Genomic DNA, 24,991 nt, shown 5'->3' with positions numbered 1-24,991 from the left:
CCAGCCCTACTGCACCGCCCGCCGCGCGCCTAGTGCAGCTTATCTTCGGAGGCGTCCGACGCCTCGGCGGCATCCAGCGCGGCTTCGACATCTTCGGGATCGGTGGAGGGCACGGCATATTGGCCGCTGAGCCAGCGTCCAAGATCGATATCGGCGCAGCGCTTCGAACAGAAGGGGCGCAGCTTGGGATCGGTCTGCTTGCCGCAGATTGGACAGCTCATGTCATATCTCCGCGATAGGGCAAACGATCGCGTTTGCGTTGCAATTCGATATGGCCCAGCGGTGTCCAGCCGACAAGGACCGTCTCCACGCTGTCGCGCTTGAGCGCGGCGCGCAAGGCGCTTTCGATCTGGCGGCGGTCCTTCTTGGCGGTTGGGGCGGGGTCAATGACGATCTGCCCGCCAAGCCCGCGCAGGCGCAACTGGCGCGGCAGATCCTTCACCGCGGCAAGGTTCGCTTTCAGCCCTGCCGCCGGACTGGTATCGCCGCCCGTGTTCACGTCGACCGCGACCAGCGCGCGCGTCGGCTCGATCGCCATCGACGCATGACCTCCCAGCGGAACATCGCGCCGCGCCAGATCGTCGAGCGCATCGAGAACGCCATGCCGCTCGAAACTGCCGCTGCCGGTGTCGATCTCCGCCCGGTCCGTCCATTCGCGCCACGCAAGAAGGTGCGGGCCGTCGCCATCGACCAGCGTTTCAACCTCGCCATCGAGATCGCCGGACACACGCTCTGCCAGATCGCGCATGGCGGCGATATCGTCGGCAACCTCGCCCTGCTCCGCCCCTTCGCAGGACGAGCGCAGGATCACGCCGAAATCGCTGCCCGCCATCGCGTCATGCGCGATTTCGAGCAGGCTCTCGCGCACATCCTCGTCCTTGATCCGGCGCGAGACGTTGCGGCCGGGCGCATCGGGGGTGACGATGGCGTAACGGCTCTTGAACAGCACCTTGGCGGTGACCGGGATCGCCTTGCCCGGTTCGGCATAGCCAGTGACCTGCACGATCAATCGCTGCGCCGGGGCAAGCCCCTTGACCTGTCGCACGAAGGCAGCGCCATCGGGGGTTCGCAGGAACATCCCGCCCTGCCCCTTCATCGGGCGTTCCACGATACCGCGATAAATCGTGCCGGGGGCGGGCAGATCGGTGCCGAGGAACAGATCCTCCAACCGCCCGTCCACCATCAGCGCCGCAGCTTCGCGGCCGTTCAGGTGATCGAGCGCGATAAGCCGGCCCTTCACGCCGCCGCCTCGTAGAGCGGATACCCGGCAGCGGCGAGCAGGTTGGCCGTTTCCGCGAGCGGCAACCCGACGACGGCGGTGAAACTGCCGTTGATCCAAGGGATAAAGGCACCCGCCGGGCCCTGAATGCCGTAGCCCCCCGCCTTGCCGCGCCAATCGTCGGTGGCGAGGTAGGCGTTGATCTCGGCATCGGTGAGGCGTTTCATCCTGACCTGCGTGACGACATCGCGCTGCCAGAGCCGGTCGCCCCGGCGAACGGCTACGGCGGTCACGACGCGGTGACGACGCCCCGACAGATTGTAAAGAAACTCCGCCGCCTCTCCGGCATCCTCGGGTTTGCCGAGGATACGGCGCCCGAGCGCAACGGTGGTATCGGCGGACAGGACGATCTCATCGTCACTGGCGCGGATGGCCCGCGCCTTCTCGCATGCCAGCCGCACGCAATAGGGGCGCGGCAATTCCCCGCGCCTCGGGGTCTCGTCAATCTCGGGCGCGCGGATCTCGTCCGCGATCACCCCGATCTGCGCCAGAAGCTCCCGCCTGCGCGGGCTGCCGGAGCCGAGAATCAGGCGCATATCCGCGCTATTTGAAGCGGTAGTTGATCCGACCCTTGGTCAGATCATAGGGCGTCATCTCGACCTGAACCTTGTCACCCGCCAGAACGCGGATGCGGTTCTTGCGCATTTTTCCTGCCGTATGTGCGATGATCTCATGGCCGTTCTCAAGCTCGACCCGAAATGTCGCGTTAGGCAGGAGTTCCTTGACGACACCGGGAAATTCGAGCGTGTCTTCCTTGGCCATGGTTTCTCCTTCGTGAACGGACCCGCTTGCTCGCGGGACGCGCCCTTAAATGGGCGCAAACGGCGCGATTATCAAGGGCTATTCATCGCAGTTTCCGCAGTGCGGCATCTTGCGCGCGCCCGGACTGGTCGTCCCAATGGCGCCGGTTGAGCACCACGCCGGTCTCGCGCACCTCGCCGATCCGGGCCATGTCGATCTCGGCATAGGTCCAGCCCGGCGCGTTCAGATCGCCCTGCGCCAGTATGCCGGTGGGCGGAAAGCCTGTATCGGGCGGGCCGAAGATCCCGCCCGCGCCGGTGTTCTCGTCCACGGCATAGGACCAGTCGCACGCGGCCACGGTCGAGGACATCACCGTCACGCATTGATTTTCCAGCGCGCGGGCCATCGCGCCGATGCGCACCCGGCTGAAGCCCGCAAGCGCTTCGGTACAGGATGGCACGAGGATCACATCGGCGTCGCGCAGCGCGCGGCCCAGAAGGGGAAACTCGCTGTCGTAGCAGATCAGGATACCGATCTTGCCAAGCGCGGTCTCGAAAAGGCGCAGCGGCGCGCCGCCGGTGACGCCCCATTCCTCGCGCTCGAAACGGGTCATGATCTGCTTGTCCTGATAGCCGATCCCGCCATCCGGCGTGAGCAGCCGCGCGCGGTTGACCGGGCGCGCGCCGATCTCGGGGTCGAAAACCGGTGCGGAGGCGGCGAGGATATGCACACCGAAGTTTCGCGCCAGCCTCAAATGCACCGCATCGGCCTCGGGCACCCTGTCGGACACCGCCCTCAAAGACGCTTCGAGATCACCGGCCACCTCCAGCCCGGCAAGCGTCGCCAGTTCCATCGCGCCGTATTCGGGGAAAACCAGAAGCTCCGCGCCGTTTCGCGCCGCTTCGCTCACCCAACCTGTCAGCTTTCGTTCGTAATCGGCGAAACTGGAAAGCACATCCATTGGATAAGCCGCCGCCGCCAGTTTCATGACGCGTCCCTCAATGGCTTGATCCAGACCTGAAGCGCCTTTTCGGTTTCCTCGTCCCGGTCCACATCCTTCCAGTGGAAATACGCAACCGCCCCGTCGAGCGGTGCATAGCCGCGCTTCCTCCAGAACGGATCGAGCGGCGTGTAGCCTTCGGGGCGCAAAGGGTGATCTTCGGGCCGCGTCACGCTGCAGAACACCGAATAGGACGCGCCCCAATCAATCGCATGCGCCTCGCGCAGGTCGAAGAACCGGTGCCCGATCCCCTGCCCGCGATATTCCGGCAGAAGAAGCGATTCGGCGCAGTAGAACACATCGTCGAGCGCCAGCCCGCTGCCGGTCAACGCGGACGCGAAAGCATCCGCGTGATCGACCATCGGCGTGCCTGTGGCCGCTCCGACCAGCCTGTCGCCATCATACGCGCCGATAAGGATCGCCGCATCGCTGTATCGGTAACTTTGCAGGTAACGGCGCTCGTAATCGAGATCGCCGTCATAGAGATAGGGCCAGTCGCGGAACACATCGATGCGCAGCCGCGCCACATCGTCCAGCGCCGCTGCGAGCGCGTCACCCTTGAGAACCTCGATCCGCATCACGCCACCTGTGCCATCCAGTCGCTGAGATTGTAGTAGGTCACGACCCGGCTGATCTTGCCATCGCGAAACGAAAAGAACGATCCGGCGGGCAGCCGATAGCCCTGCCCGCGGGCTTCGGGAAGCCCCTCGTCGCTTTGCAAATAGGTGCCGTTGACCATGTATTCGGCCGCCCCGCGCGCCCCGTTTTCGGCGGTGAAGATCACCAGTTCGGTCAGCGTCTCGTCATAGCAGCGCGCCATGCGGCGGCAAAACGCCTCGAAGGCCGCACGGCCCTCGCGCACATCGCCCTCGTTGACGTGATGGGCCACATCCTCGGTCAGACAATCCAGCATGCCGGCGATATCCTTGCGGTTGAACGCATCGAAATAGCGCTCCAGAACCTGTTTGCTCATATCGTTCCTTCCCATTTCTGCTGCATCCGGTCGACCAGCTGATCGCGCGTTTGGCGATAGGCGTTCAGCTTTTGCTCGCGCGTCTCGCCCAGCCCGGTCGGATCCATGATCGACCAGTATTCGACCGTCAGATGATAGAACCGCGTCAGATCGAGCGCACGGCGCTGCGACGCCGGCGACAGCGCGACGATCAGATCGAAGCCCGAAAGCGCTTCGCCCATCTGTTCGAGATCGTCGAAACTGCGGCTGCGATGGCGGCTCATCTCGACGCCGATTTCCTTGCACACGGCGATCGCGAAACCGTCGATCTCCAGATCGTTGACGACACCGACCGATTGCACATAGCTTTCGAAGCCGTAGAGCTTCTTCATGATCCCCTCGGCCATGGGCGACCGGACGGCATTGTGATCGCAGCAAAACAGGACCGATTGCGGCAGGTCCGCCACCCTCAGCCCCCGAAATGCAGCACGCAGACCAGCGTGAAAAGCCGCCTTGCCGTGTCGTCATCGACCTGCGCCTTGCCCTCCAGCCGTTCCTGCAGGATCCGCGCGCCCTCGTTGTGGATGCCGCGCCGTGCCATGTCGATGGTTTCGATCTGGCTGGGCGGCAGGGTCTTGACCGCATCGAAATAGGATTTGCAGATCTGGAAGTAATCCTTCACCACTTGCCGGAACGGCGAGAGCGACAGGTGAAACTCAGCCGCTTTCTCGCCCTCTTCGGTGCGCACATCGAAGACCAGCCGCTTGTCGCGGATCGACAGGCCGACGCGATACGGCCCGCCGGGCGCAGGGTCGCCATTGCGGGCCGGCAGATCGAAACGGTTGTGTTCCATCAGATCGAACATCGCAACGCGGCGCTCCTGTTCGATCTCGGGCGTCGGCGGCGGAAGGTTGCCGTCATCGAGTTCGATATGCGAGATATGTGACATACGCGCCATTCCCAAGCCTGCGCATCTTGTTACTGCGCGGGTGAAATGCGCGCAACCGCGCCCTGGCTTCTTCTCGTCATAAATACTCGACAGCGCAGCGCCGAAGCCTAGCGCACCTTCAGAGTGGCGAGCCCGATCAGCGCCAGGATAAGCGAAATGATCCAGAAACGGATCACGATCTGCGGCTCAGCCCAGCCCTTCTTCTCGTAATGATGGTGGATCGGGGCCATCAGGAAGACCCGCTTGCCGGTGCGTTTGAAATAGAGCACCTGAACGATCACCGACAGCGCCTCCACGACGAAAAGCCCGCCGACGATGGCCAGCACGATCTCGTGCTTCGTCGCCACAGCGATCGCGCCGAGTGCGCCGCCGAGGCCGAGCGATCCGGTATCGCCCATGAACACCGCAGCCGGCGGCGCGTTATACCATAAAAACCCCAGCCCGCCGCCGAAGATCCCGGCGGTGAAGATCAGGATCTCGCCGGTGCCGGGCACGTAATGCACATCGAGATATTCGGTGAAATCGACGCGCCCCACCGCGTAGGCGATCACGCCCAGGGTGCCGGCGGCGATCATCACCGGCATGATCGCCAGGCCGTCGAGCCCGTCGGTGAGGTTCACTGCATTCGCCGCACCGACTATGACGATGGCGGCGAAGGGCGCGAAGAGAAGGCCGAGGTTCAGAAGCGTGTCCTTGAAGACTGGAAAGGCCAGTTGGTTGGTCAGCTCCGGCGGGTGATATTGTGCGGCCCAATAGGCGGCCGAGCCGGCGATCAGGAACCCCAGCAACAGCCGCATCTTGCCCGACACGCCGTCGGAGTTCTGCTTTTTGACCTTGGCGTAGTCGTCGGCAAACCCGATCAGCGCGAAGCTCATCGTCACGAAAAGCACCATCAGGACGAACGGATTGTCGAGCCGCGCCCAGAGCAGGGTCGAGGTCAGCAGCGCGCCGATGATCAGAAGCCCGCCCATGGTCGGCGTTCCCGCCTTGGCGATATGGCCTTCCGGCCCGTCGCTGCGGATCGGCTGGCCCTTGCCCTGCCGCTTGCGCAGCACGTTGATGAGCGGACGGCCGAAGAGGAAACCGAAGAGCAGGGCTGTCAGGAACGCACCGCCGGCGCGGAATGTGATGTAGCGAAACAGGTTGAAGACATCGCCACCATCCGACAGGGCGGTTAACCAATACAGCATGAACGTTCTATCCCTCGCCCGGCTTCGGGGCCGATTTTTGCAGGTCGCTGCCTTCGCCCATATTGCGGATGGCGTCAACCACACGCGCAAGCCCCATCGACAGCGATCCCTTGACCATCACCACATCGCCCGCATCGAGCACGCGCGGCAAGCGGGCGGCCATCTCTTCGGCGCTTTCACACCAGTGGCCGCGCTTTTCCTGCGGCAGCGCCTCGTGCAGATGGCGCATGAGCGGGCCGACGCAATGCACCCGGTCGAGGGCGCGCATCGCGTCCAGCGCGGCAAGCTCCGCGTGCAGGTTCGGGCCCGTGGGGCCAAGTTCCTTCATATCGCCCAGCACCGCGATGCGGCGGCCACGGCTGACACGGCCGATATCGTGCTGCACCGGGGCCGACGCCAGCACCTCCAGCGCCGCGCCGACGGAGGCGGGATTGGCGTTATAGGCGTCGTCGATCAGCGTCAGATGCGCGTTCGGATCGGCAGGATCGAGCATCACCCTGCCTTGCGCGCCGCGCCCCGCGCCGGGATGCCAGCGCCCGATCGCGGCGAGCGACAATGCGCGGTCAAGATTCAGCGCCTCGCAGACCGCCAGAACGCCTGCGCCGTTGAGCGCGAAGTGCCGCCCTGGCGTGTCGATCTTGTAGAGCATCTCCTGCCCCTGCCATTCGGCCTGCACGACGCTCAGCGAACCCTGCTCGCGCAGCATGGTCACGCGCAAGTCGCAACCGGGGCTTTCGCCGAAAGACAGGCTCTGTCCGGCCGCGCTTTCGGCCTTCGCGCGAAGGATACCGCTGGTGGGCAGATCGCCGTTCCAGATCGCCGCGCCGCCCGGCTCCAGCCCTTCAAAGATCGACGCTTTCTCATGCGCGATCCCGTCAATGCTGTCGAACGCTTCGAGATGCGCGGGGGCAACCGTCGTTACCAGAGCGACATGCGGGCGGGCCATGCGCGAGAGCGGTGCAATCTCTCCGGGGTGATTCATGCCGATCTCGATCACCGCGAACTCCGCCTCGCGCGGCATCCGCGCCAGCGTCAGCGGCACGCCCCAATGGTTGTTGTAGCTCGCCTCGGCGGCATGAACACGGCCATGCGCGGCGAGAACCGTGCGCATCATTTCCTTGGTGGAGGTCTTGCCGACCGAGCCCGTCACCGCGACTATCCTGGCATCGCTGCGCGCCCGCCCGGCCCGGCCCAGAGCCTCCAGCGCGGACTGCACATCAGGGACGATCAGGAGCGGCGCATCCTCGGCCACGCCCTCCGGCACGCGGTTCACCAGCGCCGCTGCCGCGCCTTTCTTCAAAGCCTGTGCGACGAAATCATGCCCGTCGCGCGCATCGGTCAGCGCGACGAAAAGATCGCCCGGCTGCAAGGCCCGCGTGTCGATGGATACGCCCGTCGCGTGCCAATCGCAGGTCAGCTTGCCTCCCGTGGCCTCGGCGGCCTCCGCTCCGGTCCAGAGCGTCATGCCAGTTTTCCGTCAAGCGCGGCCACCGCGACGCTGGCCTGTTCGGCATCGTCGAAGGGATAGACGGTATCGCCGACGATCTGCCCGGTTTCATGCCCCTTGCCGCAGATCAGCAGCGCGTCGCCCGGACCCAGCGCATCGACGCCGCGCAGGATCGCCTCGGCGCGGTCGCCCACTTCGGTCGCATCCGGCGCGCCTTCGAGAACGGCGGCGCGGATGCTCGCCGGGTTTTCGCTGCGCGGGTTGTCATCGGTGACGATCACCTGATCGGCGAATTCCGCCGCCGCCGCGCCCATCATCGGGCGCTTGCCCGGATCGCGGTCACCGCCCGCGCCGATGATCGCCACGAGCCGCCCCATCACATGCGGGCGCAGCGCCTGCGCGGCGGTCGCGACCGCGTCGGGTGTATGGGCGTAATCGACATAGATCGCCGCGCCATTGCCGCGCGTCGCGGCAAGCTGCATCCGCCCGCGCACTGTTTCAAGTTCCGACAGAACGGCGAACACCCGGTCAGGTGCGGCACCGCAAGCGATCACCAGCCCGGCGGCGATCATCACGTTCTCGGCCTGAAACCCGCCAATGAGATCCAACCGGGTCTGGAAGGTCTCGCCGCCGAAGCGGATGCGCACATCCTGCCCGGTGGGGTCGAAACGCTGCGCGAGCAGGCTCATATCGGCACCGCCATCGCGGCCCACGGTCATCACCTCCTGCCCCCGCGCCCGCGCTATGGCCAGCATATCGACGCCGCGCGCATCGTCGATATTCACGACCGCGATCCCGTCTTCGGGAAGCACACGCGCAAAAAGCCCCGCCTTGGCGTCGAAATACGCTTCGAAACTGCTGTGATAATCCAGATGATCCTGCGTGAAGTTGGTAAAGCCGGCCGCGCGCAGGTTCACCCCGTCGAGCCGGCGCTGCGCCAGCCCGTGCGAGGAGGCCTCCATCGCGGCATGTTCGATCCCTGCCTCGGCCGCGCCGGCAAGCGCGCGGTGCAGGGTGATCGGCTCGGGCGTGGTGTGTGCCAGCGGCATCTGCCAGTCGCCCTCGACCCCCGTCGTGCCGAGGTTCACCGCCGGAAGGCCCAGAAGTTGCCAAATCCTTCGAACGAAACTTGCCACGCTCGTCTTGCCATTGGTGCCGGTGACGGCGACCATCGTATCGGGCTGGTCGCCGAACCAGAGCGCAGCGGCGAAGGCCAGCGTCTGGCGCGGATCGGCGGCGAGCACGACGGCGGCACTCGACGCGGCCAGTTCCTGCGCCGCGATGCGCGCGCCCTCGCTGTCGGTCAGGATCGCGCGCGCGCCCATGCGCAGGGCGTATTCAATGAACTCGCCGCCATGCATCCGCGTGCCCGGCAAGGCGGCGAACAAGTAGCCTTCCTTCACATCGCGGCTGTCCACCGCGAGCCCGGTGACACGAACATCGCCGCCGCCGCGCGCGGTCAGTCCAAGCTCGCTCAGGCTTTTCGCCTCTGCCCGCATCACGCACCCCCTTTGTCTGGCGCGGGGCCGGCGCCCCTAGTTCGACGTGTTGACGATCTGTGTCAGATGCCGCGTTTCGGTCTCCGGACGCAAGCCCAGAAGCGGCGCGATACGGCGGATCATTTCGGCGGCCACGGGCACGGCCGTCCAGCCGGCAGTGCGGCGCGGCTTGGTTCCGCTGGTTTCGACCGGCTCGTCGAGCGTGACGATCAGCACGTATTTGGGATCGTTCACCGGAAAGACCGAGGCGAAGGTGTTGATGACCTTGTCCTTGTAATAGCCCCCGCCCTTGCGTTTCGGCTTGTCGGCTGTGCCTGTCTTGCCGCCGACATAATAGCCCGGAACCTCGCCGAAGCTGGCGGTGCCTTCGGTGACGACCTTGCGCAGCATGTCGAGCGATTGCGCCGCGGTGCGCTCGGACATCAACCGGGGTCCAAGACGCGGACCGCTTTGCTTGAGCAGGGTCGGTTTCACCTCGAACCCGCCATTGGCGATCGCGGCATAGCCTGCCGCCAGATGCAGCGGGCTGGCACTCAGCCCGTGCCCATAGGAGATCGTCACGCTCGACAGATCGGTCCAGCGGCTCGGCAGAAGCGGCTTGCCGCCCGCCGCCTCGACGATCTCCAGCGGTGTGGGCTTGAAGAAACCAAGACTTTCGAGAAAGGATTTCTGCCGCTCCGCACCGATGGCGAGCGCGAGCCGCCCGGTGCCCCGGTTGGAGCTTTTCACGATGATGTCAGAGACGGAAAGCGGACCGTAGTTCTTGTTGTTGAATTCGCCGATGCGGAACCCGCCGACCTTGAACGGCCCGGACGTGTCGATCACCGTGGCCGGATGGACCAGCCCAAGCTCCAGCGCCTGCGCCGAAGTGAAGATCTTGAAGGTCGAGCCGAGTTCATAAACCCCCTGCACCGCGCGGTTGAAGAGCGGGCTGTCGGAGGCATCGCCCTTGGTGAGCGGGCGGGGCCGGTCGTTCGGATCGAAATCGGGCAGCGACGCGATGGCGATGACCTCGCCGCTATGCACATCCATCAGGATGCTGGCCGCGCCCTTGGCGTTGAGCAGTTTCATACCGCCCAGAAGGACACGTTCGGTGGCGGCCTGCACCGACAGGTCGAGCGACAGCTCCAGCGGCGCGCCTTCGCGGGCCGGATCGCGCAATTCCTCATCGAAGAACTTCTCGATCCCCGCCGTGCCGATCACTTCGGCCGAATGCACGCCCTCGCGGCCGAAGCTTGCACCGCCGAGGATATGGGCAGCCACTGCGCCATTGGGATAAAGCCGCATCTCGCGCGGTCCGAAGAGCAGGCCGGGCTCGCCGATATCATGCACGAGTTGCTTCTGCTCGGGGCTGAGTTTCTTGCGCACCCAGAGGAACTTGCGCTTGCCTGTGAAGTCCTTTTTCAGCCGCGCTTCATCCAGATCGGGAAAGATCGCAGCCAGCTTTTCCGCCGCGCCGAGCGGGTCGATCATCTGCTGCGGATGCGCGTAGAGCGACACGGTCTCCATGTTTGTCGCAAGGATGCGCCCCTCGCGATCCACGATATCGGCGCGGCTTGCGATGATCGACGCGCCGCTGGCCTGCGCGCGCGGCTCCTCGGCTTCGGAGGCAGCCAGAACGCCCATGCGCGCGCCGATGACGACGAAGGCGCAGAAGAACATCACCGCCATGACCAGAAGCCGCCCCTCTGCGCGGGTGCGGGCCTTGTCGCGCATCTGCTCGTGCCGGATGCGCAGGTTCTCGCGCTCGATCGCGTCGGGGTTTTCGCCCTTGCGGCGGGCGTCGAGGATGCGGGCAAGCGGGCGAAGAGGTGTACGGATCATTCGTCGGCTCCTGCGCTGGTGACGTCCACCGGATCGGTGATGTCGAGCCGGGGCGGGCGGGGGTAGGCGATCTGATCGACGCGGCCGAACTGTTCGGGTTGCAGCGGCATCAGGCCGAGCCGGTCGAAATTCACGTCAACGAGATCGCGCAGGCGGTCGGGGCGGTTGAGATAGGCCCATTCGGCATTCAGCACGGCCAGCCGGGCGCGGGCATCGGCGATCTGTCCGCGCAACTGCTGCGCCTCGCCCAAAGCGGCCTGTGTCTTGTAATTCTCGTGATAGGCCCAGAACGCGGCCGCGATCACGGCGAGGAAGGTCACGATATAGAGCATCGACCGCATCAGCGATCCTCCTTCAGTCTGGGCAAAGCGATCTGCCCCGCGTCGATCCGCCCCGCCGGAGCGCCGGTGCGCCGCGCCACGCGCAGCTTGGCCGAACGCGCACGGGGGTTGCGTTCCAACTCGTCCGCATCGGGGCCGACGGCCTTGCGGGTGACGATCTCGAAGGCGGGGGGCTCGGCCTCGATCTCGGGCGCATAGCGGTTGGCGCGCCCGGTCTGGCCGGCACGTGCCTGCATGAACCGCTTGACCATCCGGTCCTCGACCGAGTGAAAGCTGACGACCGCCAGAAGCCCGCCGGGCTTCAAAGCCCGTTCGGCAGCCATCAGCCCGTCCATGAGCGCGCCATATTCGTCGTTCACCGCGATGCGGAGCGCCTGAAAACTGCGCGTCGCGGGGTGCGATTGGCCCGGCTTGGCGCGCGGCAGGCAGGATTCGATGATCTCGGCCAATTGCAACGTGCGTGTGATCGGCGCCTCGGCGCGCGCGGCGACGATTGCCTTTGCGATCCGCCGCGACGCGCGCTCTTCGCCGTAGGTGTAAAGGATGTCGGCAATATCGAAGGCATCGGCATCGTTGACGATATCGGCCGCCGACGGCCCCTCCTGCCCCATGCGCATGTCGAGCGGGCCATCCTTCATAAAGGAAAACCCGCGTTCTGCCTGATCGAGTTGCATCGAGGAGACCCCGAGATCCAGCACCACGCCATCGACCTGCGCCGCGATCTCGTCCATCTGCGCGAAATTTGCGCGGTGCAACTCGATCCGCCCTTCGTAATCTGCGATCCAGCCCTGCGCCATCTCATGAGCCAAAGGATCGCGGTCAATCCCGATGACGCGTTCGGCGCCCGCCTCGATCAGCCCGCGTGCATAGCCGCCCGCGCCGAACGTGCCGTCGATCCAGATGCCGGACACCGGCGCGACAGCCCGCAGCAGCGGGGCGAGAAGGACGGGGATGTGGGGGTCTTTGGCAGCGGCAGCAGGCATCGGATCATTCCTCGGGCGGACTGTCGAGGAAGGTCATGATGTCCTGATCGGGCGGCAGGGATTCGAGCCATTCATCCATCTCGGCCTGATGCTCGGACTCGTATGTCTCGGGCTCCCAGATCTTGAACGTGTCGCCGGAGCCGACGAAGACGGCCTCGCTCGACAGGCCGATCTTGGCGCGCAGCTTGGCCGGCAGCACAAGCCGCCCGGTCTCGTCCACGCTCGTGGGATGCGATTGCGCGTTGAACAGCGTCTCCAGCGCCTTGCGCGCGCGCGAGCCGCGCGGCAGCGCCTCGATCTTCTCATCGACCTCGTCGATGGCCTGAACTGTGAAACATTCCAGATAGTTGCGGCGCTTGTCGCCATAGACGACGACCAGCTCGGGGTTCAGCCCCTCTTTCCATTCGGGATCGCCCGCTTCGAGGACACGGCGGAACTGGGCCGGGATGGACACCCGGCCCTTCGCGTCAACCTTGTGACGACTCTCGCCTCTGAACCTCAGCTTGCGGGCCACTGTCCCTATGGTCCTTTCCTGCACCTCATCCCTGGAAACGGAAACGGCGGGTTGATCTGCTGCCACTGATCAACCCGCCGTCCGCGTCCCGTCTCCGGGAAAGTCCGACTGCGCGCGCCACCTGGGGGGATGTCTGCTCGCCCGCGCGCCGGATCTCTGTTTTGGATGAAAGCGGGTGCCTGTATGAAACCTGCTTTTTTTGTTTTTGGTAGGAAGGTGGGGTTTGTTGTCTTCCCCTTGTCTTGCCTGCTCTCATCTCGTGCCAATAGGGATGACATGGGATTTCATGGGCGGCAACTGTTTTTTGCGGGAAATCCTTGCCTCCAAAGGGTGATGGCCTTTTTGCCACAGTGGAAATGCAGCGGAATCAGGGAGATTTTGGCAGATGATCCCCCTTATCGTTGCCGAACCACCATATATTGAATTCTGGCGATGGGCAAAAAACTTCCCATGATTTCCCGTGACGCGCACCGACATGCGGGAACATTCTCGGAACCTGCCCTCCATCGCGCGTCCGCCCTCCGACTCGCGGTATCGATTCCGCGCGCGTCCCAGTCGCGATTCCCCCAAGATCCCGCGCCGCCGGGCGTGGATCGCAAACCGTCCCGTCATTTCCCATGAGCGCGCCGCGCTTGCAAAACACCGCGCCGCTTAGTAGGCAAATCTTGTCACGGTCCGGGCGACGCCCGGTGAATAGGGAACGTGGTGCAACCCCACGACTGCCCCCGCAACTGTAAGCGGCGAGCGTGTTCGGCAAATGCCACTGGGAAACCGGGAAGGCCCGAACCTCGCGATGACCCGCAAGTCAGGAGACCTGCCGTGACGGATCACCCTACACCTGCACGGGGCGTGCGGGATGTGACGGTTCTCCGGCGTGGTGGCAAATCGACGTTCCCGGGGCGTGGCCCAGGCAACAGATGACTGCACCGCGCGCGGGAGACCTTTGGAGTGAAACTCTTCATTGCGCTGATGACCGGAACGCTGGCGATTTTCGCGCTGTCGCTGTTCGTCGGCTATGCAGCGATCCCGGTGCCCGATGGGCTTGCCGCGCTTTTCGGTGTGGGCGATCCGCTGTTCGAGACGGTGATGCGCGAGATACGCCTGCCGCGCACGCTTCTGGCGGCGATGGTGGGCGCATCGCTTGGCCTGTCGGGCGCGGCGATGCAGGGGTTCCTGCGCAACCCGCTGGCCGAGCCGGGCCTGATCGGGGTGTCGGGCGCGGCGGCGCTGGGCGCGGTGATCGCGCTGCAAACCGGATTTGCGGCGGCCTTCTTCCTCGCGCTGCCGCTCAGCGCGCTGTTGTTCGCCGCCGGGGCGGTCGGCCTGATCCTGCTGCTGGCCGGACCGCGCGGCGCGTCCCTGACGCTGATCCTCGCCGGGATCGCGGTGTCAGCCTTCGCGGCGGCGCTGACGGCGCTTGCGTTGAACCTGTCGCCCAATCCCTATGCCGCCTCGGAAATCGTGTTCTGGATGATGGGATCGGTCGCGGACCGGGCGATGACGCATGTCTGGCTCGCGTTTCCCATCATGGCGCTGGGCTGGCTGGCGCTGGCCACGCTGGGCCGGGGGCTCGATGCGCTGACGCTGGGCGAGGATGCGGCGGAGGCTCTCGGCGTATCGCTGACCCGGCTGCGCCTGCAACTGCTCTTCGGCACCGCCGCCGCCGTCGGCGCGGCAACGGCTGTTGCAGGGGCGGTGGGATTCGTCGGGCTGATCGTGCCGCATCTGCTGCGCCGTTTTGCGCAGGGGCAACCATCGACGTTGCTCTGGGCCTCGGCGCTGGGCGGCGCGGCGATGGTGCTGGCCGCCGATCTGGCGGTGCGGCTCATCCTGCCGGAACGCGATCTGAAGCTCGGGGTCGTCATGGCGCTGGTGGGCGCGCCGCTGTTCCTGCACCTGATCTACAAGACGCGGAGGGAGATCGCATGAGCCTTCTGCATGTCGAGGACCTGACCGTGCGGCGCGGGGAATGTCCTGTGGTCGATCGCGCGGGCTTTGCCGTTCGGGCCGGCGAATGCATCGGATTGATCGGCCCCAACGGCGCCGGCAAGACGTCGCTTTTGCGCGGCGCGTTGGGCCTGTTGCCCTTCGAGGGCGCAAGCGATCTGGCCGCTCTGTCACCGCGGGAGCGCGCGGCACGCGTCTCCTGGCTCCCCCAGCGGCGGGAGATCGCCTGGCCGATGAGCGTGGAGCGTGTCGTCGCGCTTGGCCGCCTGCCCTATCTCGCGCGCGGTGCGCGGCTCGGGCCGGAGGATCGGAGCGCCGTCGATGCCGCGTTGCGGCGCATGGGGCTGGAGGGGTTCCGCCACCGTATCGCGACGCAGCTTTCTGGCGGCGAACAGGCCCGCGTCCTGATCGCGCGGATGCTGGCGCAGGACACGCCCCTGCTGATGGCCGACGAGCCGATCGCCGGGCTGGACCCGGCAGCGCAGATCGCCACGCTGGACGAGTTTCGCGCGCTGGCCGCCGAAGGGCATGGGATCATCGTATCGCTGCACGATCTGTCGCTTGCCGCGCGCTATTGCAGCCGGCTGCTCGTGATGCAGGCCGGACGGATCGTCGCCGACGGACCGCCGCGTGAGGTGCTGACATCGGCGCTGTTGTCCCGCGTCTTTCATCTGAAGGCCGATATCTTCGCCACCCCGCAAGGCCCGGTGATCGTTCCAATGGGAGTGCATATATGACCGCCCCGCAGCGCATCGTCTGCCTGACCGAGGAAACGGTCGAAACGCTTTACCTGCTCGGGCAGGAGCACCGGATCGTCGGTGTGACGGGCTATGCCGTGCGCCCCGCGCGTGTGCGGCGCGAAAAACCGAGGGTCAGCGCATTCATCTCGGCCGATATCCCGAAGATCCTCGCGCTCGATCCCGATCTGGTGCTGGTCTTCTCGGATATACAGGCCGAGATCGCGGCGGAGTTGATCCGCGCGGGTGTCGAGGTGATGGCCTTCAATCAGCGCGACGTGGCCGGGATCTTGCGGATGATCCGCACGCTTGGACGCCTCGTCGATTGCGCGGAGCGTGCCGAGGCGCTGGCGCAGAGGTTCGAAGCGCGCATCGCCGAATTGCGGGCGGTCCCGCGCGCGGCGCGCCCCCGCGTTTATTTCGAGGAATGGGACGATCCGATCATCACCGGGGTCGGCTGGGTCTCCGATCTGATCGAGATCGCAGGCGGGACGGATTGTTTTGCGCATCTGCGCGATGAGAAGGCCGCGAAGGATCGGATTATCTCCCCGCAGGCGGTCATCGAGGCTGCGCCAGAGGTGATCCTGGGATCCTGGTGCGGCAAGAAACTGCGCCCGGAAAAGATCGCCGCCCGCCCCGGTTGGGGCGCGATCCCGGCGGTGGCGGCGGGGCGGATCTTGGAAATCAAATCGCCGCTGATCCTGCAACCCGGCCCGGCGGCCCTGACGGATGGGCTCGATGCGATGATCGCGGCGATACACGGTGCGGAGGCAAGGGCATGACACAGGCGGTCGAGTTCCTCAATCGCGGCGGTCCGGCGCTTTGGACGATCGCGGTGCTGAGCGTCGTGACGCTGGGCCTGATCCTGTGGAAGCTCTGGCGGCTCTCGCTTTGCGGCGCGTGGCGGCGCGGTCCGGCGGAACGCGCGGTCGCGCTCTGGCGGGATGGTCGGCGGGACGAGGCGCTCGAACGGCTGCGCGGGCGGAGCGGTCTGCGCGCGCGGGTGGTGCGAACGGCGATGCAGGCGGAGCGCGAAGAGCCCGGCGCGCCGGCACGAGAGGAAACCGCACGGGTGGCGCGCGCGGTGCTGATGGAGGCAGGCGCGGGTCTGCGCGCGCTCGATCTGATCGCGACCATCGCGCCGCTGATCGGGCTTCTGGGCACCGTTCTGGGCATGATCGAAGCGTTCCAGGCACTTCAGGACAGCGGCGCCCGCGCCGATCCCGCCGCGCTTGCGGGCGGTATCTGGCAGGCGCTTTTGACCACGGCAGCCGGCATGGCAGTCGCGATCCCCGCTTCCATGGCACTAAGCTGGTTCGATAGCGTGAACGCGCGGCTGGCGCATGATTTCGACGATCTGGCCACGCGTATTCTCAACCCGGCTTCGCGGGGCACCGATGCTTGATCTCGCCCCCCTCCCGGCGCGGCGGCGCATCGGGCTGACGCCGATGATCGACGTCGTTTTCCTGCTGCTGGTCTTTTTCATGCTGGCCGCGCGGTTCGGCGTGACCGAAGCGATCCCACTCGCCCTGCCCGGCGGCACGGCCGCGGCCTACGAAGGACCACCGCGCCTCGTGTCGGTCGGGCCGCGCGAGTTGCGCGTGAACGGGATCGCGACGGCGGATCCTGTCCTCGCGCTGCGGCCGTTGATGACGGCACCGTCCGATCTCGTGATCCTGCGCCCTGAGGACGGTGCGAGGGTGCAGCGGCTGCTCGATGTAATGGAAGATCTGCGCGCCGCCGGGTTGTCTTCGATGGCGGTGCTCGAATGACCTTGCGGCTGCCCACCACCAACCCGCGCCGCGCCTCGCGCGAGCCGGTCGTGCCGATGATCAACGTCGTGTTCCTGTTGCTGATCTTTTTCCTGATGACGGCGCAAATCGCTCCGCCCGCGCCCTTCGACATTGCGCTCCCGTCCTCGCAAGGCGATGGGGACGAGATGCGCGCAACGCTCTATGTCTCGGCCGCGGGCGAGATCGCGTTCGGGGAGTTGCGCGGCCCGTCCGCGCTGGAGCGTTCGGCGCGGGCAGAGGCGCCTTTGCGGCTTGTGGCCGATGCGGGGTTGGACGCGGCGGTGTTGGCGCGGGTGCTCGGGGATCTGGCCGCGCTCGGGGCTACGCGGATCGAACTGGTGACGGAGGGCCGGTAATGCGCATCGTCGAGATCGCAGGGTTTCTGTCGCTGTCGGGCGCACTGCATGTCGCCGCGCTCGCGCTCGGCCCGGCATCGTCCGGGGGCGGCAGCGAGGGTGCGGGCGGCGGCGATAGCGTGACGCTGTCGGCAGCCACGCCGCAGCTTGCCGCGATGGTGGCAGACTGGGAAACGCCCCCCGAAATCGGCGCGGCGCCGGAATCGGTCCCGGCCCCGCGCGATCCGTCCGCACTGGTCGCGCCCGCCGCCCCGATCACCCGACCTTTGCGCGCTGAAGCCTCGCCGCTGCCGATGCCGTTTCAGCAAAGCGCCGATCTTCCGCAGCTCGACCACGCGAGCCCGAGCGCGCCGCGCGCCTCGCTCACGCCGCAGCTTCGACCGAAACGGCAGGCCGAGCCTGCAAAACCCAAAGCCCAAAGCACGCCGCAAACCGAGCGCAAAGCGCGCGGCGCCGGCCAAGGCAGCACTGCGCGGCAAAGCGCGGCCACAAGGGCGGCAAGCGGGCCATCGGCGGCGGACCGCGCGCGCCTTGTCCAGAAGTGGGGCGCGCAGGTCACATCCGCGCTGCGCCGCGCGCATCGCGTGCCGCGCGGTGCCGGGCGGGGAACGGTTGATCTGGTCCTGACCCTCACCCCGGCAGGACAGGTGAGCGCTGTGTCGATCACGGCATCGTCGGGAAGCGCACGGCTCGACAGAGCAGCACTTGCGGCGGTGCGCCTTGCGCGGTTCCCGCCTGCGCCGAAGGGCTTGACCGAACCGGCCTATCGCTTCAGCCAGCGTCTGACGGTGCGCCGCTAAACGCTGGCAGCTTTCCGTTGACGGAAAGCGGCGATGCGTGGACGCATCGCGCCGCCTACGCCATACCGCCTTCGATCAGCCGCGCCGCGAGCGCGCCATAGGCCTCTGCAAGAGGTCCATCGCCGGCCGCAACCGGAACGCCACCATCGCCGGCCAGCCGCGTATCGAGATCGAGCGGCAGCTGCGCCAGAAGCGGCACGCCGCGCTGCGCGGCCTCTTCTGCGACGCCGCCGCTGCCGAAGATATGGCTTTGCCCGCCGCAATGCGGACAGGTGAAGACGGCCATGTTCTCCACCAGCCCGAGCACCGGCGTTTTCAACGTATCGAACATATCCAGCGCCTTGCGCGCATCGAGCAGCGCGACGTCCTGCGGCGTCGAGACCACGATGGCGCCCGTCACCTGCGCCTTCTGGCACAGTGTCATAGCAACATCGCCGGTGCCCGGCGGTAGATCGACGATCAGCACGTCGAGCGTGCCCCACCGCACCTGTGACAGCATCTGTTGGAGCGCCCCCATCAGCATGGGTCCGCGCCAGATCACCGCCTTGTCCTCGGGCAGCATAAGACCGATGGACATGACCGTCACGCCATGCGCCTGAAGCGGGATGATCGTGTCGCCCTCGCTGGTCGGCCGGTCGGTCACGCCCATCATGCGCGGCTGGCTCGGCCCGTAGATATCGGCGTCGAGCAGCCCGACACGCCGGCCCGACCGCGCCAACGCGACGGCGAGGTTCGAGGACACAGTGGATTTGCCGACACCCCCCTTTCCAGAGCCCACGGCGAGGATGCGTGCAACGCCCGATGGCTTGATCGGCCCGGCCTGCTTCTTCGGATGCCCGCCGATCTTCACGCCCGAGGCCGGAGGCGCGGCGGCAGGCCCATGCGCCGTCAGCGCGGCGGAGACCGAGACGACGCCGGGCAGATCGGCGACCGCCGCCTCTGCCGCCTTGCGCACCGCTTCCATCTGACGGGCGATCTCGGGCGAAGGCGCTTCGATCACGAAACGCACGGTCGCGCCGTCGATCTGAACCGCGCGGATCATATCGGCCGATATCAAATCCTGTCCGCCCGGAATCGCAATTGTCGCGAGCGCGTTTCGGACGTCCTGTTCTGTCACAGCCATGTATGAGCCTCCTTGAAGTTCCATAATCCGAGGTGCGCCCCGCGCGCGAAAAGGCAAGACCGACGTCGCGTTTCGAGCCTATGCAGATGCTGCATAGCAGAATTGCCGGAATGATCATTGTGCACACGCAGCATTTGCCTATTTTCCCCTCAAGCGAACGAAAACACACACAACCGAACTTGAGCGATAAAATGGCTTACAACAGCACTTCGACACATGCCGCGCCGCACGGTCTTTCCGAGCGTTTTGCCGCGCTGGTCACCACGCTTCGCGAGAAAGCGGCACGCCGCAGAACCTATCGCGTCACGCTGCGCGAGCTCAATGCTCTCAACACGCGCGAATTGGCCGATCTTGGATTGAACCGATCGATGCTGACGCGCGTTGCGTATCAGGCAGCTTACGAAAGCTGATCCAATATCGGGCCTGGCGGGCCGCATCATTGCCCGCCGCCCACCCCATCGGACGCCCTTCTCCTCCTCCCTGGGGCGCTCCGTATCTGGCGGCGGCATGTCTCCTCCTCCCTCGTGCCGCCGCCAACATATTCCGGGCCATACGGCCTGATCGAAATCGGTGCCTTCTCCTCCTCCCTGGGCACCGTGACCTGGAAACGGTGATGCCTCTCCTCCCTTGGCATCACCGTTTTTCTTTGCCGGCATCGTCGCTTTCCCGCCCCCTTCGGCTTTTCCTTTGCCTGCCCATTCGCTAGACGAGTTGGCACAGGATCACCTGTCGCCGAATGGCGGCACAATGAGCGGGACGCAAGCGATGGCGATGGAAAAGAAATTCGACGCGAAAGAAGCCGAGGATCGCATCTACAGGGCATGGGAAGAGTCCGGCGCATTCAAGGCCGGAGCCGGTGCATCCCGCGATGAGACCTTCTGCGTCATGATCCCGCCGCCCAACGTCACCGGCTCGCTGCATATGGGCCACGCGTTCAACAACACGTTGCAGGATATCCTGGTACGCTGGCACCGGATGCGCGGATTCGACACGCTCTGGCAGCCGGGCACCGATCATGCGGGCATCGCCACGCAGATGGTCACCGAACGCGAAATGGCGGCGAATGGCGAGCCGACCCGCGCAGAGATGGGGCGCGAGGCGTTTCTCGAGCGGGTCTGGCAGCAAAAGGTCAAGTCGCGCGGCACCATCATCGGCCAGCTCAAGCGCCTCGGCGCATCCTGCGACTGGTCGCGCGAGGCGTTCACAATGGGCGGCGCTCAGGGCGATCCCGACAAGGGCGACGCGCCGAATTTCCATGACGCTGTGATCAAGGTCTTTGTCGATATGTATGACAAGGGGCTGATCTATCGCGGCAAGCGGCTGGTGAACTGGGATCCGCATTTCGAGACCGCGATCTCCGATCTCGAGGTCGAGAATGTCGAAGTGCCCGGCCATATGTGGCACTTCAAATACCCGCTCGCGGGCGGCGCGACCTATACTTATGTCGAAAAGGACGAGGACGGGAACGTGCTTTTCGAGGAAGAGCGGGACTATATCTCCATAGCCACCACCCGGCCCGAGACGATGCTGGGCGATGGTGCGGTGGCTGTGCATCCCAGCGATGCACGCTACGCGCCCATTGTCGGCAAGCTCTGCGAGATCCCTGTCGGACCCAAGGAACACCGGCGCCAGATCCCGATCATCACCGATGAATACCCCGATCCGAATTTCGGCTCCGGCGCGGTCAAGATCACCGGCGCGCATGATTTCAACGATTACGGCGTGGCCAAGCGCAACGGGATCCCCTGCTACCGGCTGATGGACACCAAGGGCTTGATGCGCGCGGACGGCGCACCCTACGAGCAGGAGGCGATCACCGCGGGCGGCGTCGCGCGCGGCGAGACGGAACTTTCGGAAGCCGATATCGACCGGCTCAACCTCGTTCCCGATCACCTGCGCGGGCTGGACCGCTTCGAGGCGCGCAAGCGCGTTGTCGAAGAGATCACCGAAGAAGGTCTGGCCGTGATGGTTCAGGCGAACGACCCGCGGCTCGGGACGGCAGGAACACCGCTCGCCCCCGAAGAAGGTGGCGAGGCGCGCAGCGAGACGCTTGTGCCGCTGGTCGAGTCGAAGCCCATCATGCAGCCCTTCGGCGACCGCTCCAAGGTCGTGATCGAACCGATGCTGACCGATCAATGGTTCGTCGATGCCGAAAGGATCGTCGGCCCGGCGCTTGAGGCGGTGCGTTCGGGCGAGGTTCGGATCATCCCGGACTCGGGCGAGAAGACCTACTACCACTGGCTGGAAAATATCGAGCCCTGGTGCATCTCGCGCCAGCTTTGGTGGGGGCATCAGATTCCGGTCTGGTACGGGTTCGATCTGTCCGGCGAAGGGTTTACGGATGACGAGGGCGATGGCGCGCTCGATCTTGTCGAAATGAGCCGCCTTCTCGACTCCCAGGCGCTACGCCGCCGCACCGACCGCCACCACGCCGCTGCCGGTTTCGAGGAATTGCAAGCGAGGTTCGGCGATGTGCTCTCCGGCTTGCCGACGCCGCTCAACCATGCGCGCGTGGTCGAGGTCGCGGATCGCGAGGAGGCGACGCATGTCCTGGCGCAGGGGTTGGCGCGCTACGAGGCGAACAACCAGAATCCGACGGAACTCGTCTATCCGGTCTGGCGCGATCCCGATGTTCTGGATACGTGGTTCTCCTCCGGGCTCTGGCCCATCGGAACGCTTGGCTGGCCCGACAGGACCGAAGCGCTGGAGAAATACTTCCCGACCGATGTGCTCGTGACCGGGCAGGATATCCTCTTCTTCTGGGTCGCGCGGATGATGATGATGCAGCTTGCCGTCGTCGATCAGGTGCCCTTCCGGCAGGTCTATCTGCACGGGCTGGTGCGCGACGCCAAGGGCAAGAAGATGTCCAAGAGCCTCGGCAATGTCATCGATCCGCTCGAGATCATCGACGAATACGGCGCCGACGCGCTGCGCTTCACCAACGCGGCGATGGCCTCACTGGGCGGCGTGCTCAAGCTCGACATGCAGCGCATCGCGGGCTATCGCAATTTCGGCACGAAACTCTGGAACGCGGCCCGTTTCGCGGAAATGAACGGCGCCTTCAGCGCATCGCCGCAAGACGGCATCCCCGATGCCAAGGCGACGGTGAACACCTGGATCATCGGCGAGACCGCCCGCGTGCGCGCCGAAGTCGACGCGGCGCTTGCCGCTTATCGTTTCGACGATGCCGCCGCCGCGCTCTACCGTTTCGTCTGGGGCAAGGTCTGCGACTGGTATGTCGAATTCGCCAAGCCTCTCCTGGCCGAAGACGCGCCCGAACGCGACGAGACGCGCGCCGTCATGGGCTGGGTGATCGACCAGTGCCTGATCCTGCTGCACCCGTTCATGCCCTTCATCACCGAAGAGATCTGGGGCCTCAGCCGCAACCGGCGCGACACGCTGCTGGTTCTGGCCGACTGGCCGGATTACGGCGACGATCTGATCGCCCCCGGCGCGGATCGCGAGATGAACTGGGTGATCGCGCTCATCGAATCCATCCGCTCGGCGCGCCAGCAGGTGCATGTGCCCGTCGGGCTCTACCTGCCGCTGATGGTGCGCGAGATGAGCGATGACGCGCGCGGCGCCTGGGAGCGCAACGAAACCCTCATCAAGCGCCTTGCAAGGGTGGAGTCGCTCGAAGAGGTGACGAGCTTCCCGAAGGGCTGCGCGACCGTGCCGGCCGAAGGCGCGGTGTTCGGTCTCCCACTGGCGGGCATCATCGATGTCGGCGCCGAAAAGGCGCGTCTCGACAAGGCGATCCAGAAGCTCGACAAGGAAATCGGCGGCATGAAAGGACGGCTCGGAAACCCGAATTTCGTGCAAAGCGCCCCGCCCGAGGTCGTGGAGGAAACCCGCGGCAATCTCGATGCGCGCGAAGCTGAACAGGCCAAGCTGAAAGAAGCGATGGCGCGCCTCAAGGAACTGGGCTGACGATAAGGCGGGCCGGCTCGCGCCGCCGGCCCTGCTTTCTTCTTGCCGAAAATATCCCGGGGAGCGCGAGGGGCTGGCCCCTCGCCGCAGGCCGCTGCCGCCGATCGAGTCGTCAAACGACCTGCGCGATCATGCCCGCCAGAAATTGACGGTAAAGATCGCATAGACCGCCAGCAATTCAAGCCGACCGATCAGCATCCCGAAAATCAGCATCCATTTCGCCGTGTCGTTGAGCCCCGCGAAATTGCCCGAAGGTCCGATCCGGTCTCCCAGCCCGGGGCCGATATTGCCGATCGCCGTGGCCGCGCCCGAAACCGATGTTGTCAGATCGAGCCCCGTCATGCTCAGCCCGACGGAAAGGACGCCGAGTGTGATGACGAAAAAGACGAAGAACGAGATGACCGAGTTGAGCACATCGTCGGAGACCGGTCGCCCGTCATAGCGCGGCGTGAACACGCCGTGCGGCGAGCGGACCTTCTTGAGCTGCGCCCGGATCGAGGCGAAGAGAAGTTGATACCGGAAGATCTTGATCGAACAGGAGGTCGATCCGGCGCAGCCGCCGATCAGCCCGGTGAAGAAGAAGATCGATACCAAGAATCCTCCCCAGAGCATGTAATCCGCGCTGGCATAGCCGGTTCCCGTCATGATCGAGGTGATGTTGAACGCCGCTACGCGCACGGCCCGTTCGGCAAAATACACTTGATCGATCAGAAGCACGACGGCGGTTATTCCGATAATCACACCCAGCGTCGCCAAGAAAGCCCGCACCTGACTGTCGCGAAGAATGGTCAGATCGTTGCCGTTGACGAGCTGCACATAGCGCACGAAGGGCAGCGCCGCGAGTATCATGAAAACCACTGCCACCCATTCCGCAGCTCCGCTGAACGCGGCGAAAGAGGCGTCGTAATTTGCAAAGCCTCCGGTCGATACGGTCGTCATCGCGTGAACCGTCGCATCGAAGACAGACATGCCGGTCATCATGTAGCTCATGATGCAGGCGAAGGTCAGAACGATGTAGATCGAGGAGATGCTGGAGCTGATCTGCGTTGCGCGGGGCAGGATCTTCCCCATCGTGTCGAAGCTTTCCGAGCGGAAGATCTGCATCCCGCCAACGCGCAGTTCCGGCAGGAAGACCATGGCCACGACGATGATCCCGATGCCCCCGAGCCATTGCAGTATCCCGCGCCACAGAAGGATACCCTTGGGCAGGCCGTCGAGCCCGCTGAACACGGTCGAGCCGGTCGTGGTCAGCCCCGACATCGCCTCGAAAAACGCATCGACAAAGCGCGCATCGGTTTCACCCAACACGAAGGGGATCGCCCCGAAAATCGGCAGCGCAACCCAGACCCCTGTTGTCAGAAGGAATGTCTGCTGGATCGACAGCCCTTCGCGCACCCCGTTATGGCAGGCCAGCGCGATCAATCCGCCGGAGAATACCGTCAGCATGGCGCTTTCGGCGAACACATGCCATTCGCCGCGTCCCTCGGCCAGATCGACAAGCATCGGAAGCAGCATCGTGGCCCCGAGCACGGTCACGAGAAGGCCGATCACATAGGCAACGGGGCGCAGGTCGAACATCCGGCTAG

At 65.4% G+C, this 24,991-nt stretch carries 27 protein-coding genes and 1 riboswitch; of the genes, 9 read left to right on the top strand and 18 right to left on the bottom strand.

Going from position 1 to position 24,991, the window contains the following annotated elements; translation table 11 throughout:
• Positions 1-29 precede the first annotated feature (29 nt).
• The 16 genes from M3465_RS08540 to mraZ all read right to left on the bottom strand — a co-directional run bounded on the left by M3465_RS08540 (position 30) and on the right by mraZ (position 12,719).
• Positions 30-221 carry a DNA gyrase inhibitor YacG gene (locus M3465_RS08540; RefSeq protein WP_249501312.1) on the bottom strand — a complete coding sequence of 64 codons (192 nt, stop codon included), beginning with the start codon at positions 219-221 and terminating at the stop codon, positions 30-32.
• Positions 218-1,240, bottom strand: a complete 1,023-nt coding sequence (locus M3465_RS08535; RefSeq protein ID WP_249501311.1) for a ribonuclease E/G — start codon at positions 1,238-1,240, stop codon at positions 218-220. The genes M3465_RS08540 and M3465_RS08535 overlap by 4 nt, the downstream gene beginning before the upstream one ends.
• Positions 1,237-1,815, bottom strand: coding sequence for a Maf family protein (locus M3465_RS08530; protein ID WP_249501310.1), 579 nt, complete (start codon positions 1,813-1,815; stop codon positions 1,237-1,239). Before M3465_RS08530 ends, M3465_RS08535 begins: the two co-directional genes overlap by 4 nt.
• Positions 1,816-1,822: 7 nt before the next feature.
• Entirely contained in the window at positions 1,823-2,041 is a 219-nt protein-coding gene (infA, locus tag M3465_RS08525) for a translation initiation factor IF-1 (protein ID WP_005978431.1), read from the bottom strand.
• Positions 2,042-2,123: 82 nt separating this feature from the next.
• Positions 2,124-3,008 (bottom strand): carbon-nitrogen hydrolase family protein, encoded by an 885-nt coding sequence (locus M3465_RS08520; RefSeq protein WP_249501309.1) that lies wholly within the window; start codon positions 3,006-3,008, stop codon positions 2,124-2,126.
• Entirely contained in the window at positions 3,005-3,598 is a 594-nt protein-coding gene (locus M3465_RS08515; protein ID WP_249501308.1) for a GNAT family N-acetyltransferase, read from the bottom strand. Before M3465_RS08515 ends, M3465_RS08520 begins: the two co-directional genes overlap by 4 nt.
• Positions 3,598-3,993: a ketosteroid isomerase-related protein gene (locus M3465_RS08510; protein WP_249501307.1), complete on the bottom strand. Its 396-nt coding sequence runs from the start codon at positions 3,991-3,993 to the stop codon at positions 3,598-3,600. The genes M3465_RS08515 and M3465_RS08510 overlap by 1 nt, the downstream gene beginning before the upstream one ends.
• Complete coding sequence (locus M3465_RS08505; RefSeq protein WP_249501306.1) at positions 3,990-4,439, bottom strand: arsenate-mycothiol transferase ArsC; 450 nt, start codon at positions 4,437-4,439, stop codon at positions 3,990-3,992. The genes M3465_RS08510 and M3465_RS08505 overlap by 4 nt, the downstream gene beginning before the upstream one ends.
• A gap of 2 nt (positions 4,440-4,441) precedes the next feature.
• On the bottom strand, positions 4,442-4,921 hold the full coding sequence (locus M3465_RS08500; RefSeq protein WP_249501620.1) for a UPF0262 family protein: 480 nt from the start codon (positions 4,919-4,921) through the stop codon (positions 4,442-4,444).
• A gap of 107 nt (positions 4,922-5,028) precedes the next feature.
• Positions 5,029-6,111 (bottom strand): phospho-N-acetylmuramoyl-pentapeptide-transferase, encoded by a 1,083-nt coding sequence (mraY, locus tag M3465_RS08495; RefSeq protein ID WP_249501305.1) that lies wholly within the window; start codon positions 6,109-6,111, stop codon positions 5,029-5,031.
• Positions 6,112-6,118: 7 nt separating this feature from the next.
• A complete protein-coding gene (locus M3465_RS08490) occupies positions 6,119-7,576 on the bottom strand; it encodes a UDP-N-acetylmuramoyl-tripeptide--D-alanyl-D-alanine ligase (protein ID WP_249501304.1) in 1,458 nt (485 codons plus the stop codon).
• Positions 7,573-9,057 carry a UDP-N-acetylmuramoyl-L-alanyl-D-glutamate--2,6-diaminopimelate ligase gene (locus M3465_RS08485; RefSeq protein WP_249501303.1) on the bottom strand — a complete coding sequence of 495 codons (1,485 nt, stop codon included), beginning with the start codon at positions 9,055-9,057 and terminating at the stop codon, positions 7,573-7,575. The genes M3465_RS08490 and M3465_RS08485 overlap by 4 nt, the downstream gene beginning before the upstream one ends.
• A 36-nt stretch (positions 9,058-9,093) precedes the next feature.
• Positions 9,094-10,881, bottom strand: a complete 1,788-nt coding sequence (locus M3465_RS08480) for a peptidoglycan D,D-transpeptidase FtsI family protein (RefSeq protein WP_249501302.1) — start codon at positions 10,879-10,881, stop codon at positions 9,094-9,096.
• A complete protein-coding gene (gene ftsL, locus M3465_RS08475; RefSeq protein WP_249501301.1) occupies positions 10,878-11,222 on the bottom strand; it encodes a cell division protein FtsL in 345 nt (114 codons plus the stop codon). The genes M3465_RS08480 and ftsL overlap by 4 nt, the downstream gene beginning before the upstream one ends.
• Positions 11,222-12,205: a 16S rRNA (cytosine(1402)-N(4))-methyltransferase RsmH gene (rsmH, locus tag M3465_RS08470; RefSeq protein ID WP_249501300.1), complete on the bottom strand. Its 984-nt coding sequence runs from the start codon at positions 12,203-12,205 to the stop codon at positions 11,222-11,224. The genes ftsL and rsmH overlap by 1 nt, the downstream gene beginning before the upstream one ends.
• 4 nt (positions 12,206-12,209) lie before the next feature.
• Complete coding sequence (gene mraZ, locus M3465_RS08465; RefSeq protein WP_249501299.1) at positions 12,210-12,719, bottom strand: division/cell wall cluster transcriptional repressor MraZ; 510 nt, start codon at positions 12,717-12,719, stop codon at positions 12,210-12,212.
• 654 nt (positions 12,720-13,373) lie between these two features.
• A riboswitch (cobalamin riboswitch) is annotated at positions 13,374-13,555 on the top strand.
• Between the two features lie 133 nt (positions 13,556-13,688).
• Here mraZ and M3465_RS08460 point away from each other — a divergent pair.
• From M3465_RS08460 to M3465_RS08430, 7 genes are read left to right on the top strand one after another with little or no spacing between them, the layout of a single operon-like run.
• On the top strand, positions 13,689-14,648 hold the full coding sequence (locus tag M3465_RS08460) for a FecCD family ABC transporter permease (RefSeq protein ID WP_249501619.1): 960 nt from the start codon (positions 13,689-13,691) through the stop codon (positions 14,646-14,648).
• Complete coding sequence (locus M3465_RS08455) at positions 14,645-15,403, top strand: ABC transporter ATP-binding protein (RefSeq protein WP_249501298.1); 759 nt, start codon at positions 14,645-14,647, stop codon at positions 15,401-15,403. Before M3465_RS08460 ends, M3465_RS08455 begins: the two co-directional genes overlap by 4 nt.
• On the top strand, positions 15,400-16,185 hold the full coding sequence (locus M3465_RS08450) for a cobalamin-binding protein (protein WP_249501297.1): 786 nt from the start codon (positions 15,400-15,402) through the stop codon (positions 16,183-16,185). Before M3465_RS08455 ends, M3465_RS08450 begins: the two co-directional genes overlap by 4 nt.
• Positions 16,182-16,808 (top strand): MotA/TolQ/ExbB proton channel family protein, encoded by a 627-nt coding sequence (locus M3465_RS08445; protein WP_249501296.1) that lies wholly within the window; start codon positions 16,182-16,184, stop codon positions 16,806-16,808. Before M3465_RS08450 ends, M3465_RS08445 begins: the two co-directional genes overlap by 4 nt.
• Positions 16,801-17,175: an ExbD/TolR family protein gene (locus M3465_RS08440; protein ID WP_249501295.1), complete on the top strand. Its 375-nt coding sequence runs from the start codon at positions 16,801-16,803 to the stop codon at positions 17,173-17,175. Before M3465_RS08445 ends, M3465_RS08440 begins: the two co-directional genes overlap by 8 nt.
• Complete coding sequence (locus tag M3465_RS08435; protein ID WP_249501294.1) at positions 17,172-17,552, top strand: ExbD/TolR family protein; 381 nt, start codon at positions 17,172-17,174, stop codon at positions 17,550-17,552. Before M3465_RS08440 ends, M3465_RS08435 begins: the two co-directional genes overlap by 4 nt.
• Positions 17,552-18,352 carry a TonB family protein gene (locus tag M3465_RS08430; protein ID WP_249501293.1) on the top strand — a complete coding sequence of 267 codons (801 nt, stop codon included), beginning with the start codon at positions 17,552-17,554 and terminating at the stop codon, positions 18,350-18,352. The genes M3465_RS08435 and M3465_RS08430 overlap by 1 nt, the downstream gene beginning before the upstream one ends.
• A 55-nt stretch (positions 18,353-18,407) precedes the next feature.
• Here M3465_RS08430 and M3465_RS08425 read toward each other — a convergent pair whose 3' ends face one another.
• Entirely contained in the window at positions 18,408-19,475 is a 1,068-nt protein-coding gene (locus M3465_RS08425; RefSeq protein WP_249501292.1) for an Mrp/NBP35 family ATP-binding protein, read from the bottom strand.
• Positions 19,476-19,585: 110 nt separating this feature from the next.
• Between M3465_RS08425 and M3465_RS08420 the strand changes: the two genes are divergently transcribed.
• Both M3465_RS08420 and M3465_RS08415 read left to right on the top strand, forming a co-directional pair.
• Complete coding sequence (locus M3465_RS08420) at positions 19,586-19,885, top strand: DUF1127 domain-containing protein (RefSeq protein WP_349305032.1); 300 nt, start codon at positions 19,586-19,588, stop codon at positions 19,883-19,885.
• Positions 19,886-20,240: 355 nt separating this feature from the next.
• Complete coding sequence (locus M3465_RS08415; RefSeq protein WP_249501617.1) at positions 20,241-23,405, top strand: valine--tRNA ligase; 3,165 nt, start codon at positions 20,241-20,243, stop codon at positions 23,403-23,405.
• Between the two features lie 129 nt (positions 23,406-23,534).
• On the opposite strand, the gene M3465_RS08410 is transcribed toward M3465_RS08415, so the two are convergent.
• Entirely contained in the window at positions 23,535-24,983 is a 1,449-nt protein-coding gene (locus M3465_RS08410; protein WP_249501616.1) for a TrkH family potassium uptake protein, read from the bottom strand.
• Positions 24,984-24,991 lie beyond the last annotated feature (8 nt).

This window comes from Marivita sp. GX14005, from assembly GCF_023370775.1.
In the GTDB taxonomy this organism is placed as follows: domain Bacteria; phylum Pseudomonadota; class Alphaproteobacteria; order Rhodobacterales; family Rhodobacteraceae; genus Marivita.
This window is presented reverse-complemented; position numbering and strand designations above follow the sequence as displayed.